This is a genomic window from Rubrivivax gelatinosus, assembly GCF_016583785.1.
Lineage (GTDB): Bacteria > Pseudomonadota > Gammaproteobacteria > Burkholderiales > Burkholderiaceae_C > Rubrivivax > Rubrivivax gelatinosus_B.
In genome coordinates this window covers 1-12,569 of record NZ_NRRU01000128.1, presented here as the reverse complement: position 1 = coordinate 12,569, position 12,569 = coordinate 1, and the positions used below count along the sequence as shown (strand labels likewise).

Annotated in this window: 13 protein-coding genes; all 13 read right to left on the bottom strand. The window is 70.6% G+C overall.

The window, feature by feature from the left end:
* Positions 1-641 (bottom strand): S1 family peptidase (locus CKO43_RS22730; RefSeq protein ID WP_200380071.1); only part of this gene is annotated, 641 nt, incomplete at its 3' end.
* A gap of 90 nt (positions 642-731) precedes the next feature.
* Complete coding sequence (locus CKO43_RS22725; protein WP_200380070.1) at positions 732-1,283, bottom strand: GNAT family N-acetyltransferase; 552 nt, start codon at positions 1,281-1,283, stop codon at positions 732-734.
* A gap of 18 nt (positions 1,284-1,301) precedes the next feature.
* A complete protein-coding gene (locus tag CKO43_RS22720; RefSeq protein WP_200380069.1) occupies positions 1,302-1,886 on the bottom strand; it encodes a class I SAM-dependent methyltransferase in 585 nt (194 codons plus the stop codon).
* A gap of 109 nt (positions 1,887-1,995) precedes the next feature.
* Positions 1,996-3,429 carry an aldehyde dehydrogenase family protein gene (locus CKO43_RS22715; protein WP_200380068.1) on the bottom strand — a complete coding sequence of 478 codons (1,434 nt, stop codon included), beginning with the start codon at positions 3,427-3,429 and terminating at the stop codon, positions 1,996-1,998.
* 11 nt (positions 3,430-3,440) lie between these two features.
* Complete coding sequence (locus CKO43_RS22710; protein WP_200380067.1) at positions 3,441-4,358, bottom strand: dihydrodipicolinate synthase family protein; 918 nt, start codon at positions 4,356-4,358, stop codon at positions 3,441-3,443.
* A gap of 63 nt (positions 4,359-4,421) precedes the next feature.
* Entirely contained in the window at positions 4,422-5,594 is a 1,173-nt protein-coding gene (locus tag CKO43_RS22705) for an L-rhamnonate dehydratase (protein ID WP_200228613.1), read from the bottom strand.
* Between the two features lie 31 nt (positions 5,595-5,625).
* Complete coding sequence (locus CKO43_RS22700) at positions 5,626-6,642, bottom strand: 4-hydroxythreonine-4-phosphate dehydrogenase PdxA (RefSeq protein ID WP_200380066.1); 1,017 nt, start codon at positions 6,640-6,642, stop codon at positions 5,626-5,628.
* A 138-nt stretch (positions 6,643-6,780) separates the two neighbouring features.
* Complete coding sequence (locus CKO43_RS22695; RefSeq protein ID WP_200380065.1) at positions 6,781-7,740, bottom strand: Bug family tripartite tricarboxylate transporter substrate binding protein; 960 nt, start codon at positions 7,738-7,740, stop codon at positions 6,781-6,783.
* Between the two features lie 26 nt (positions 7,741-7,766).
* Entirely contained in the window at positions 7,767-9,047 is a 1,281-nt protein-coding gene (locus tag CKO43_RS22690; protein WP_200380064.1) for a TRAP transporter large permease, read from the bottom strand.
* 13 nt (positions 9,048-9,060) lie between these two features.
* Positions 9,061-9,564: a TRAP transporter small permease gene (locus CKO43_RS22685; RefSeq protein ID WP_346728377.1), complete on the bottom strand. Its 504-nt coding sequence runs from the start codon at positions 9,562-9,564 to the stop codon at positions 9,061-9,063.
* A gap of 24 nt (positions 9,565-9,588) precedes the next feature.
* Entirely contained in the window at positions 9,589-10,506 is a 918-nt protein-coding gene (locus tag CKO43_RS22680) for an amidohydrolase family protein (protein ID WP_200380063.1), read from the bottom strand.
* A 16-nt stretch (positions 10,507-10,522) separates the two neighbouring features.
* A complete protein-coding gene (locus tag CKO43_RS22675; RefSeq protein WP_242481304.1) occupies positions 10,523-11,506 on the bottom strand; it encodes a TRAP transporter substrate-binding protein in 984 nt (327 codons plus the stop codon).
* Between the two features lie 31 nt (positions 11,507-11,537).
* A complete protein-coding gene (locus tag CKO43_RS22670) occupies positions 11,538-12,524 on the bottom strand; it encodes a TRAP transporter substrate-binding protein (protein ID WP_200380062.1) in 987 nt (328 codons plus the stop codon).
* Positions 12,525-12,569 lie beyond the last annotated feature (45 nt).

The following is a 12,569-nucleotide window of genomic DNA, read 5'->3' as shown; positions in this document are numbered from 1 at the left end:
CGCGAGAACACCCCGATCACCCCGCCCAGGGCGTCGAACACCGGCGACCCGCTGCTGCCCATCGAGCCGTCGAGGTCGCTGACGAAGCTGTCGTCGTCGCCCACCGCGGTGACCTGTCCGTGCGAGATGCGCAGCGAACCGTCGGCGTCGTCGTAGCCCAGCGCGGCGCGTGTGGCGGCCGGGCGGGCGCTGCGCAAGGGGAAGCCTGCCATCCAGACCGACTCGCCGACGACGGGCGAGCGGGGCGCCAGCGTCAGCGCGGCCGGCGGCGGTGGCTCCACGCGCAGCAGCGCCCAGTCTTCGCGCAGCTCGCCGCGGCCCTTGCCCAGGTCGTGGACCGCGCGCGAGGCCGGCGGGTTGGAGACCAGCCATACACGGTCGGCCGGGGCCCGCGCCCAGCGGCCGTCGGCGCCCAGGCGGGTGACTTCGGCGCGCACGCCCAGGCAGGGCTGCTCGACGCCGAGCACGCCGCCCTGGCGCCCCAGGCGCTCGATCTCGCCGGCGACGAGGTGGTAGTTGGTCAGCACGTGGCCGGCCGCGTCGATGCAGAAACCGCCGCCGCCGCCGATGAGCGGCAGCTCGACCGGGAAACGCGCCCCGGCGCGCACGGCCTGCGCGAACTCGTGCTGGACCATCGCCATTGCGACAGCGCTGGAAGGCCAGCAGGTCGAGAAAGACGCCGACATCGTGTCGCCGCGCGAACTGCCCGCGGCGGACCGCTCCGTTGCAGCTCAGGCGGCCTTTCGCGCCATGGCCACGCGGTTTTTCAGGCCCCGGGCGGACTCGCCGGACAAGGCCGCGCTCAGGTGCTCGAAGCCTCCGCCTGCCACCAGTCGGCGAAAGCCGTACCGGCCGTAGAACGGCGCATTCCAAGGCAGGTGGCTGAAGGTGGTGAGCGTGATGACCTCGATGGCGTCGGCGCCTTCGGCGTGAGCGATCGCCTGCTGCAGCAGCCTCAAGCCGATGCCTTTTCTGGCGGCGCTGGGCACGACGTCCATCTCGAGCACGTGCAGCGCGCTGGCGACCGTCTCGCAAGCCACGAAGCCGAGGGCAGCGCCGCGCTCGTCTTGTGCAACCCAGACCAGGCCACCGTCGATGACCCGCGCCAGTTCCGCGGCAGCCATGGGTTGTGCGAGGGCGGGCGGAAGATCGCTCGGCGCAAAGATCGTGGCGGCGTCGGCTTCGATCCGCCGCAGCGCCGGGATGTCTTCGTGCCGGGCCGCGCGCACGGTGACCACGAGCCCTGCCGCTGGAACTTCCGCGTCAAACGGTTTTGCTGTCATGCCGTGTCTCGCCTGGCGCTACCGCCGGTCGTCGCGCCGCGCCACCACCTCCCACAAGGCCTTCTGGCGCACGTACTTGCGCGTCGTCTGGTGTTCCATCGACAAGACCTGCCAGCCGCTGGCGAACAGGTCGGCGGTGCAACGCTCGTCGAAGAAGCGCTTGGGCTGGCCGTCGACGAGGTAGTAGTTGGGCTCGATCGCGGGGTGGCCCGTGGCACCGAAGTGCTTGTCTTCGACGGAGTTCAGCCGGCAGAGGAAGAGCCCGCCGGGCTGCAGCGTTTCGCGAATGCGTCGCACGAGATCCAGCGTCTCGGCCCAGGGGAAGTAGTGCAGCGAGAGACTTGCGATCACCGCGCCGGCTTCGCCCGTGCCAAGCGGGAAGGGCGCGCGGACGTCCTGGTGATGGACCTCGGCGCCCGGAACCCGCAGCCGGGTAGCCGCGGCGGAGGCTGCCGAAAGATCGAACGCGACGACCGCCAAACCCGCCTCGGCCAGGGTGGCGGTGTCGGCGCCGGTGCCGCAGCCGATCTCCAGCACCGGCCGGTTGCCGGCAGAGTCTTTCAGCTGGGGCAGCCATGGGGCTAGCCAGGGGTCGTGGAGCATGTGTTGGGCGCCCGAGGGGCGATCGAGCCCCCCTGCCGTCCGGTTCATGCCGAAGGGGGTGTCCCGGCAGCGGGCCACAGACTAACAAAGTCGAAGCGCCTCGCCCCCGTCACGCCGCGGTATAGGCCGTCTTCACCGTCGTATAGAACTCGGCCGCATACCGGCCTTGTTCGCGCGGCCCGTAGCTGCTGCCCTTGCGGCCGCCGAAGGGCACGTGGTAGTCCACGCCCGCGGTCGGCAGGTTGACCATCACCATGCCGGCCTCGGCTTCCTGCTTGAAGCGCGTGGCCTGCTTCAGCGAAGTGGTGCAGATGCCGGCGGCCAGGCCGAACTCGGTGTCGTTGGCCACCGCCAGCGCCTCGTCGGCGTCCTGCACCCGGATCACGCTGGCTACCGGGCCAAAGACCTCCTCGCGGTTGATCGTCATCGCCGGCGTCGTGCCGGTGATCAGCGCCGGCAGCTGGTAGAAGCCGGGCGTGCGCCGCTCCACAGCCTCGCCGCCGAACACCACGCCGCCTTCGCGGCGTGCGATGTCGACGTAGCGCAGGTTCTGCGCCAGCTGCTGCGCGTCGACCACCGGGCCGATGTCGGTACCGGCGTCGAGCGCGTGGCCGACGTTCAGCTTCCTCAGCCGGTCGATGCAGGCGTCGACGAAACGTTCGTGAATGCCGGCGGTGACGATGATCCGGCTCGACGCCGTGCAGCGCTGCCCGGTGCTGAAGAAGCCGCTCTGCACCGCGGCGTTGACGGCGACGTCCAGGTCGGCGTCGTCCAGCACGACGAGCGGGTTCTTGCCGCCCATCTCGGCCTGCACCTTGCCGCCACGCGCGGCGACGTCGGCGACGATGCGCCGCCCGGTGGCCACCGAGCCGGTGAAGCTCAGCGCGTCGACCTCGCGCGACTGCACCAGCGCGTGGCCGACCTGCGAGCCCGCGCCCATCACGAGGTTGAAGACGCCGGCCGGCAGGCCGCTGCGCGACAGGATCTCGGCCAGCGTCCAGGCCGACGCCGGCACCAGCTCGGCCGGCTTGAAGACGACGCAGTTGCCGAAGGCCAGCGCCGGCGCGATCTTCCAGGCCGGGATCGCGATGGGGAAGTTCCACGGCGCGATCAGCCCGACCACGCCCAGCGGCTGGCGGAAGACCTCGACGCCGACGCCCGGCCGCACCGAGGGCACGAGCTCGCCGCCGACGCGCAGCGCCTCGCCGGCGAAGAACTTGAAGATCATCGCCGCGCGCACCGTCTCGCCTATGCCTTCGGGCAGCGTCTTGCCTTCTTCGCGCGCGAGTTGCCGGCCGATCTCGTCCTTGCGCGCCAGGATCTCGTTGCCGACCGCGTCGAGCACGTCGAAACGCTGCTGCGGCGTGCTGCGGCGCCAGGTCTTGAACGCGGCGCGCGCCGCGGCGATGGCCTGCTCGGCCTGCCCGGCGTCGGCCTGGGCGTAGTGGCCGAGGATGTCGGTGGTGTCCGACGGGTTGACGTTGGGCCGGGTGGCGACACCCTCGACCCATTCGCCGGCGATGAAGTTGCGGTACTGGTCCATCTCGATGTCCTTCAGCGGCCCCAGCGCAGCACCAGCGGGTCGAGCCGGCGTGCGGTGGCGATCAGCCCGGCGCGCACCGCGGGGTGCATGGCCGGGAACGGGTGGCGCGGCGCCTCGCATTCGATGACGCCGCCTTCCTTCATCAGCGCCTTGGCCGACAGGATTCCGCCCTGGCGGTTCTCGCAGTTGATCAGCGGCAGCCAGCGTGCGTAGGCCTGGAAGGCCTCGTCGTGCCGGCCGGCGGTCCAGGCGTCGAGGATGCTGCGGATGCCGTCGGGATAGGCGCCGCCGGTCATCGCGCCGGTGGCGCCGGCCTCCAGGTCGGGCCACAGCGTGATCGCCTCCTCGCCGTCCCAGGGGCCTTCGATGGCGTCGCCGCCCAGCGCGATCAGCTCGCGCAGCTTGCTCGCGGCCCCGGGCGTCTCGATCTTGAAGTAGCGCACCCGGGCCGTCTCGCGCGCCAGCCGGGCGAGGAAGGCGGCGCTCATCGGCGTGCCGGCCACCGGCGCGTCCTGGACCATGATCGGGATGTCCAGCGCGTCCGACAGGCGCGAATAGAACTCGTGCACCTGCGTCTCCGAGACGCGGATCGTCGCGCCGTGATAGGGCGGCATCACCATCACCATCGCCGCGCCCATGTCCTGCGCACGCCGGCTGCGCTCGGCGCAGACGCGGGTGCCGAAGTGCGTGGTCGTGACGATCACCGGCACACGGCCGGCGACGTGTTCGAGGATCGAGCGCGTCAGCAACTCGCGGTCATCGTCCGAGAGCACGAACTGCTCGGAGAAGTTGGCCAGGATGCACAGGCCGTCGGAGCCGGCGTCGATCATGAAGTCGACGCAGCGCTTCTGGCTGGCGAGGTCGAGCTCGCCGGTTTCGGTGAAGGTGGTGGGCACCACCGGGAACACGCCCTTGTAGCGTCGATTCAACTCGTTGTCTCCATGTCGGGGGTGGCCGCGGCGCGGCCGGTGGGGGCGGGCGCTGCCAGGCCCTCATTCGAGGATGTCGAACTGGTCCAGGTACTCGGTCTTCAGCGTCAGGCCCAGGCCGGGCTTGTCGTCGTCGAGCTGCACGAAGCCGTTCTCGGCCACCGGCTCGCCGTCGAAGATGTAGTAGAAGAGTTCGTTGCCGACCTCGACGTCGAACATCGGGAAGTACTCGCTCATCGGCGAGGCCAGCGTGCTCATCGTCAGGTGGTAGTTGTGCATCTGCCCGGCGTGCGGCACCACCGGCACGCTGTAGGCCTCGCACAGCGCGTTGATCTTGTGCGCCATCGTGATGCCGCCGACGCGGTTGGTGTCGTACTGCACCACGCTCACCGCCTTGCGCTCGAGCAGCTGCTTGAAGCCGTAGAGGCTGAACTCGTGCTCGCCGCCGCTGATCGGGATGATGTTCATCGCGTTCAGCTCGGCGTAGCCGTCGATGTCGTCGGCGATCACCGGCTCCTCCAGCCAGCGCGGCTGGTACTTCGCCAGCTTGGGCAGGATGCGTTTGGTGTACTCGAGGTTCCAGCCCATGTAGCACTCGAGCATCAGGTCGGTGTCGTAGCCGATGACCTCGCGCACCGCCTCCACGGCCTTCAGGTTCTCGACCACGCCTTGCTGCAGGTGCGCCGGGCCGTGGCCGAAACGCATCTTGAAGGCGCTGAAACCCTGCTTCAGATAGGTCTCGGCCTCGCGCTGCATCTCGTCGAGGTCGGTGCGGTAGAGCTTGCTGTAGTAGCAGGGGATCTTTTCCTTCGTGCGCCCGCCCAGCAGCTTGAAGACCGGCTTGCCTGTGCTCTTGCCCAGCAGGTCCCAGAGCGCGATGTCCACCGCCGAGATCGCCGCCATGCCCACGCCCTTGCGGCCCCAGGCGTGGGTCGCGCGGTACATGCGCTGGTTCAGGTACTCGTAGTCCCAGGGGTCCTGGCCCAGCACCAGCGGCGCCAGGTACTGGTCGACGATCTGCTTGGCGATGCGCGGCGCCAGCGCCACGTTGCCGTAGCCGACGAGGCCGGTGTCGGTCTCGACCTCGACCACGGTCCAGCCGTGGAAGCGGAAGGTCTGCATCGTCTCGACCGGCGAATACAGCAGGTCCATCGCGTTCGAGCAGAAGTTGCCCTGCGGCGGCACGGTCTTGCCCTTCCATTCGAAGACGCGGGCGCGGACGTTGGTGATCTTCATCGTGGGTTCCCTCTCTTTGTTGTCTGCGAAGTCAGTTCAGGCGGGCGCGCCCCATGCGCGCCGCGATGGCGAAGGCGTTGGCGGTGGCATCGACGTTGGCGCGGCCCAGGCCGGCGATGTCGTAGGCGGTGCCGTGTGCCGGCGTGGTGATCGGGATCGGCAGGCCGCCCTGGACCGTGACGCCCTGGCTGAAGCCCAGCAGCTTCAGCGCGATCTGCCCCTGGTCGTGGTACATCGTGACGATGGCGTCGAGTTCGCCGTCGCGGGCGCGCAGGAAGATCGTGTCGGCCGGGAAGGGCCCGACGACCGGCAGCCCGCGGGCGTTGAGCGTGGCCACCGCCGGCGCGATGACCTCGATCTCCTCGCGCCCGCAGGTGCCGCCGTCGCCGTTGTGCGGGTTGATGCCGGCCACCGCCACACGCGGCGCGGCGACGCCGTTGGCCTGCAGCGAGCGGTAGATCAGCGTTGCGGCGTCGACGATGCGCTGGTGCTCGATGTACTTCGGCACGTCCTTCAGCGGCACGTGCGAGGAGATGCGCGAAGTCCACAGCCCGCGCAGCGTGTTGAACTCGCAGAAGTAGCCGCTGACGCCCAGGTACTCGGCGAAGTGGTGCAGCTCGTCCTCGTGTTTCAGGCCGCCGAGCTTCATCGCCTGCTTGTTCAGCGGCGCGAAGGTGATGGCGTCGACATGGCCGGCCTGCACCGCGTCCATGCAGCGGTCCAGCACCGCCAGCACCGAGGCGCCGCCGGGGGCCGCGGCCACACCGCGCTGCACCTGCGACGGCAGCACCGTGTCGACGGCCAGGAAGGCGGGGCGCGAGCGGTCGGCGCGGCCACGCACCTCGGCGAACGAGGCCACCGGCGCCAGCTCGACGGCGCTGCCGGCGATGCGCTGGCCTTCGTCCCACAGCCAGCGGTCGCCGACGAGCACGACGTTGGCGGTGGCGCCGGTCTCGGGGCGCGCCAGCAGGCGCGCGATCAGCTCGGCGCCGATGCCGGCGGGGTCGCCCAGCGTGAGGGCGACGACGGGGAGTTCACTTGGGTTCAACACGGTTCTCCAAGGTGCCGATGGGCACCGGTGAGGTCAGCGGCAGGCGCATCCAGCGGACGCCGCGGACGGGCGCTGCCCGGCCGCTGGGGTCGCACCCTCGAGGGGGCGCGGCGAAGCCGCTTCGGGGGTGGGCCATCAATCCAGCTTGATGCTGCGGCGCTTCACCAGGTCGGCGTAGCGCCGGTTCTCGGCGGCGTGGAAGGCGGCGAACTCGGCCTGGCTCAGCGGCGTCGCCTCGCTGCCGATCGCGGCCAGGCGTGCCTTGGTGTCGGGCAGCGCGAGCACGCGGTTCACCTCGTCGTGCACACGCTGCTGCACCGCCTTGGGTGTCGCCGCGGGCATGTACACGCCGTACCAGGCGCTCATCTCCACGCCTTTGACACCGGCCTCGGCCAGCGTCGGCACCTCGGGCAGCGCGGGGTTGCGCCGCGCCGAGGCCACCGCCAGCGCGCGCACCTTGCCGCTGCGGATGTGGCCCGACACCGAGGCCAGCGTGTCGAAGCTCATCTGCACCTGGCCGGCGATCAGGTCGACCAGCGCCGGGCCGCTGCCGCGATAGGGAATGTGGGTGATGAAGGTGCCGGTGGCTTCCTTGAACAGCTCGGCGGCGATGTGCTGCGTGCTGCCGCTGCCGCTGGAGGCGAAGTTCAGCTGGCCGGGCTTGTCGCGGGCCAGCTTCACCAGGTCGGCGACGGTCTTGACGGGCAGGTCCTTGCTGACGACCAGCACGTTGGGCACCGCGCCGACGAAAGCCACCGGCGCCAGGTCACGCTCGTTGTCGTAGGCCAGCTTCATCAGGTGCGGCACGATGGCCTGCGCCGTCGACACGCCCATCAGCAGCGTGTGGCCGTCGCTGGACTTGGCGGTGGTGTCGGCGGCCAGCGTGTTCGACGCGCCGCGGCGGTTCTCGACCACGACGCTGGTCTTCAGCGCCGGGCCGAGCTTGTCGGCGACGGCACGCGCCATCGCGTCGGTGCCGCCGCCGGCGGAGGAGCCGACCATCAGGCGCAGCGGGCGGCTGGGCCAGTCCTGGGCGGCGGCGGGCAGCGCCGCGGCCAGGGCCGACAGCAGCAGCAGGCGACGGGGAATCTTCATCGCGTTGTCTCCGTTCCAACGTGGGGTCAGTAGAACCAGCGCGCCGGCACCATCACCAGCGCGGGGAAGAGCACGAAGAGGAGCAGCAGCAGCGTCTGCGCCGTCAGGAAGGGCAGCACGCCGCGCGTGACGCGGCCCAGGTCTTCGCGGCCGACGCCGGCGACGACGTTGAGCACCGTGCCCACCGGCGGCGTCAGCAGGCCGATGGCGTTGTTCATGATGAACAGCACGCCGAAGTACACGGGGTCGATGCCGGCCAGCTTGACCATCGGCATCAGCACCGGCGTGAGGATCAGCACCGTCGGCATGAAGTCCAGCGCGGTGCCGACGACGACCACCAGCGCCATCATCGCCATCATCAGCAGGATCTTGTGTTCGAGCAGCGGGCGCAGCAGCTCGCTGACTTCCTGCGGTATCTGCGCCACCGTGATCACCCAGGCCGAGACCAGCGCGCAGGCGACGAGGAACATCACGACGCTGCTGGTCTTGGCTGCGGCCAGCATCAGCCGCGGCAGTTCGCGCCAGCGCAGCTCGTGGTAGACGAGGCCGCCGACCAGCAGCGAATACACCGCCGCCACCACCGCGGCCTCGGTCGGCGTGAACACGCCGAGCTTCATGCCGCCGATGATCACCACCGGCAGCACCAGCGCCCAGACGCCGTCGCGCAGCGCACGCAGCGCGACGCCGGCGTCGAACCGCGCCTCGGCGACCGGCGGCGCGTCGCGCCGGGCGCAGAACCACCAGGTGGCCCACAGCACCACGCCCATCAGCACGCCGGGCACGATGCCGGCGAGGAAGAGCTTGGTCACCGACACGCCGCCGGCGACGCCGAAGACGACGAAGCCGATCGACGGCGGGATCACCGGCGCGATGATGCCGCCCGAGGCGATCAGGCCGCAGGAGCGCGGCACGTCGTAGCCGGCGCGGCGCATCATCGGCACCAGGATCGCCGCCAGCGCCGCGGTGTCGGCCACCGCCGAGCCCGAGATGCTGGCCATCACCAGCGCCGCGATGATGGCGACGTAGCCCAGCCCCCCGCGCACGTGGCCGACCAGCGACTGCGCCAGCGCGATGATGCGGCGCGACAGGCCGCCGGCGTTCATCAGCTCGCCGGCCAGCATGAAGAAGGGCACCGCCATCAGCGGGTAGCTGTTGGCGCCCTCCAGCAGGTTCTGGGCAAGGATCTGGGTGTCGAAGTTGTCCAGGTGGACCATCAGCGCCACGCCGCAGCTCAGCAGCGCGAACGCGATGGGCATGCCCAGCGCCATCGCGCCGAGCAGCGAGCCGATGAAGACGAGCACGGTCATCGCGGGGCTCCCGTCACTCGGTGCTGGCGCCGGGGCCGGGCACCAGTTCTTCGGCCGGGAAGCGGCCGGTGGCCTGCCGCCACAGGTCGGTGGCGGCGAGCGCACCCATGCCGACGGCCACCAGGACCAGCGGGCCCACCATCCAGGCCATCGACAGCCCGGTGACCGGGGCGTGGTCGTCGAAGGCGATCACCGCCTGCTTCCACGCCCCGTGCGCCAGCAGCGCGCAGCAGCCGAGGATGAGCGCGTCGGAGGCGAAACGCGCGATGCGGCGGCCGGCCGGCGGCAAGGCGGCGATGACGCTGGTCATGCCCAGGTGGGCGCGTTCGCGCATCGCCAGCAGCGCGCCGAACATCGTCAGCCAGACAAAGACGAAACGCGACATCTCCTCGGAGAACACGATGCCGGAGTTGAAGCCGTAGCGCAGCACGACGTTGCCGAACACGAGCACGACCATCGTGCCCAGCAGCAGCACGAGCAGCACCTCGACGGCACGGGAAAGCGGGGCGGTGATCACGGTGTCTCCTTGTCTTCTTGGATGTCAGCGGCGGGGCAGGCGATACAGCGCCACCGCGTTGTCGTGCCAGATCGCACGACGCTCGGAATCGGGCAGGTGGGCCAGCGCCTGGCTCGTCGCGGCGACCAGCTCGCCGTAGCCGATGCGCAGGCCGGCCACCGGGAAGTTGCTGCCGAACAGGCAGCGTGCGGCGCCGAACGTCGCCACCGCGTCGGCCAGCAGCGGCGCGTTCTCGGCCAGGCGCCAGGGCCGGTCGCGCAGGCCCAGCTCCGAGAGCTTCAGGTGCACGCCGGGCAGGGCGGCCAGCGCCTGCAGCCCGCGCCGCCAGACGGCGAGGCCGGCGTCGTCGCGGTCCCAGGGCAGGCCCAGGTGCTGCACGACGACCTGCAGGCCGGGCACGGCGGCGACCAGCGTCGCGGCTTCGGCCAGGTGCCAGTACGGGACACGCAGCTCCCACAGCAGGCCGCGTTCGGCCAGCGCGCGCAGGCCGCGCTGCCAGCGCGGGTCCTGCAGCGAGCCTGGCCGGCCCTGCACGCTGGCACGCGCGTCGGCGGCCGCCACCGGCTTGAAGCGCACGCCGCGCACGCGGCGCCAGCGCAGCTGCTCGTCCAGGCGCTGCTCGACGTCGTCGGCCAGCAGGTCGACCCAGCAGACGATGGCCGTGGGCAGGCCGTGCGCGTCGGCCACGGCGTCCAGCCAGGCGGTCTCGGCCAGCGCCTCGGTGCGCTCGCGCTCGGCCTCGACGTGCACGCTGGCCACCACCGGCAGCGCGCCGATGTCGCGGCGCAGCTCGGCCGGGCCGTAGTCGCGGCACAGCGCGCGGTACTCGCCGAGGATGAATCGCTCGGCGTCGTAGCCGTGCTGCAGCCACGGGTAGCAGCCGGCCGACAGCGACCACAGGTGGTGGTGCGTGTCGACGATCGCCTGGGGCAGGGGGCTCACGGTGCCGGGCCCGGGTTCAGCGCTGGGCGTCGATGGCCTTGAGCAGCTCGTCGCCGTTCTTCTCGGCGAACTGCTTGCGCGTCTCGCGGCGCACCAGGTCGCGCACGCTGCTCATGTCGGGGTTGTCGACGATCTGCATGCCGCCGGCCTTCAGCTGCACCAGCGCGCTGGCCTCGCCCTTGGTGTTGAGCTCGCGCTGCAGCTTCGCGGCCGCGGCGGCTTCCTGCAGCAGCACCTGCTGGTACTCGGGCTTGAGGGCGTCGAACTTGGCCTTGTTCATCACCACGATCAGCGCGGTGTAGGCGTGCCGCGTCAGCGACAGGTAGTTCTGCACCTCGTTCATCTTCGACGACAGCATCAGCGTCGGCGGGTTCTCGTGGCCGTCGATCGCCTTGGACTCCAGCGCCGCGTAGACCTCGCCGAAGGGCATGGGCTGCGGGCTGGCGCCCATCAGCTGGAAGGCCTTGATGTGCGCCGGGTTGGGCGTCGTGCGCAGCTTCAGGCCCTTGATGTCCTCGGCCCTGAGCACCGGCCGGCGGCTGTTGGCCAGGCTGCGAAAACCCACCTCCCAGAACGCCAGGCCCTTCAGGCCGTGCGTCTCCAGCTCGCCCAGCAGGCCGCGGCCGATGGGGCCGTCCAGCACCTTGTAGGCCTGTTCGGCGTTGTCGAACTGGTAGGGCAGGTCGAGCACGTTCAGCTTCGGCGCCATGCCGGTGAAGAACGGGTTGCCCGAGGTCTCCATGTCGATGGTGCCGCCGCGAACGCCGGCGATCATCGTGTTGTCGTTGCCGAGCTGGTTGTTGGCGAAGACCTGGATCTCGATGGCGCCCTGGGTGCGCGCCTTGACCTTCTTCGCGAACTCAAGCGCCGCCAGGTGCTGCGAGTCGGTCTCCGAGTGCGCATGGCCGAAACGCAGGCGCTGCTGCGCGGCGGCGGGCAGCGACAGGCCGGCGAGCGCGGCCAGCAGCAGGGCGCCCATGGCGCGGCGGGTGATGTTCATCGTGTCTCCTTGTCGTTGTGGTGGGGTGGCGTCAGCGCGCCGCGTTCGCGATGGCGTCGAAGAAGGCCTTGGCGGTGTCCTCGCCGACGGCGGCCTGGTACTTGGCGATCACAGGCGCGAGCCGCTCGCGCATGCGGGCGCGTTCGGCCTCGGGCACCTCGTTGATCTGCATGCCCTGCTTCACCAGTTCGGCGCGCAGCGAGGTGTTGAGCGCGCGGCTGGTCTGGCGCTGGTAGACGGTGGCCTCGGCGGCGGCCTGCTGCAGCAGCGCCCGGTCGGCCGGTGCCAGCCGGTCCCAGAACTTCTTCGACACGACCAGCACCAGCGCGTCGTAGGCGTGGCCGGTGGTCGACAGGTACTTCTGCACGTCGTAGAACTTCTGCGTGTAGACCACCGTGTACGGGTTCTCCTGGCCGTCGACGGCGCGGGTCTCCAGCGCGGTGAAGAGTTCGTTCACTGCCATCGGCACGGCGTTGGCGCCCAGGCCGTTGAAGAGGTCGATGTAGAGGCTTTTCTGCATCGTGCGCAGCTTCAGCCCGACCACGTCCTCGGCGCGCGCGATCGGGCGCCGGCTGTTGGTGATGTTGCGAAAGCCGTTCTCCCAGAACGCCAGGCCGACCAGATCCTTCTCGGGCAGGCGCGCCAGCAGCGACTGGCCGAACGGGCCGTCGAGCACGGCGTCGGCCTGCTGCTCGCTGGCGAACGAGAACGGCAGGCCGATGACGCCGAACTCCTTCACCAGGTTGGCCAGCGTCGCCGTGCTGGGCACCGTGAACTCCTGCGTGCCGCCGCGCAGCGCCGCCTGCATCTGCTGGTCGCTGCCGAGCTGGGCGTTGGAGAAGACCGCGATGCGGATGCGGCCCTTGCTCTTCTTGTCGGCGAGTTCGGCGAACTTGCGTGCGCCCAGGGTCTGCGGGTGGCTGTCGGGCAGGCTGGTGCCTATGCGCGCCTTGATGTCCTGGGCGCCGGCCGCGGTGGCGACGGCCAGCGCGAGCGCCGCGAGCGTGGTCTTGATCATGCGAGGGCCTCCTGGGGCGGGGAGCAGGGCGGGAACAGGCGGTAC

Bases quoted from the DNA above. Each gene is read 5' to 3' on its own strand.
- CKO43_RS22670 (WP_200380062.1), bottom strand. From the start codon at position 12,524: ATGATCAAGACCACGCTCGCGGCGCTCGCGCTGGCCGTCGCCACCGCG.
- CKO43_RS22715 (WP_200380068.1), bottom strand. From the start codon at position 3,429: ATGGACCAGTACCGCAACTTCATCGCCGGCGAATGGGTCGAGGGTGTC.
- CKO43_RS22690 (WP_200380064.1), bottom strand. From the start codon at position 9,047: ATGACCGTGCTCGTCTTCATCGGCTCGCTGCTCGGCGCGATGGCGCTG.
- CKO43_RS22705 (WP_200228613.1), bottom strand. From the start codon at position 5,594: ATGAAGATCACCAACGTCCGCGCCCGCGTCTTCGAATGGAAGGGCAAG.
- CKO43_RS22720 (WP_200380069.1), bottom strand. From the start codon at position 1,886: ATGCTCCACGACCCCTGGCTAGCCCCATGGCTGCCCCAGCTGAAAGAC.
- CKO43_RS22675 (WP_242481304.1), bottom strand. From the start codon at position 11,506: ATGAACATCACCCGCCGCGCCATGGGCGCCCTGCTGCTGGCCGCGCTC.
- CKO43_RS22695 (WP_200380065.1), bottom strand. From the start codon at position 7,740: ATGAAGATTCCCCGTCGCCTGCTGCTGCTGTCGGCCCTGGCCGCGGCG.
- CKO43_RS22725 (WP_200380070.1), bottom strand. From the start codon at position 1,283: ATGACAGCAAAACCGTTTGACGCGGAAGTTCCAGCGGCAGGGCTCGTG.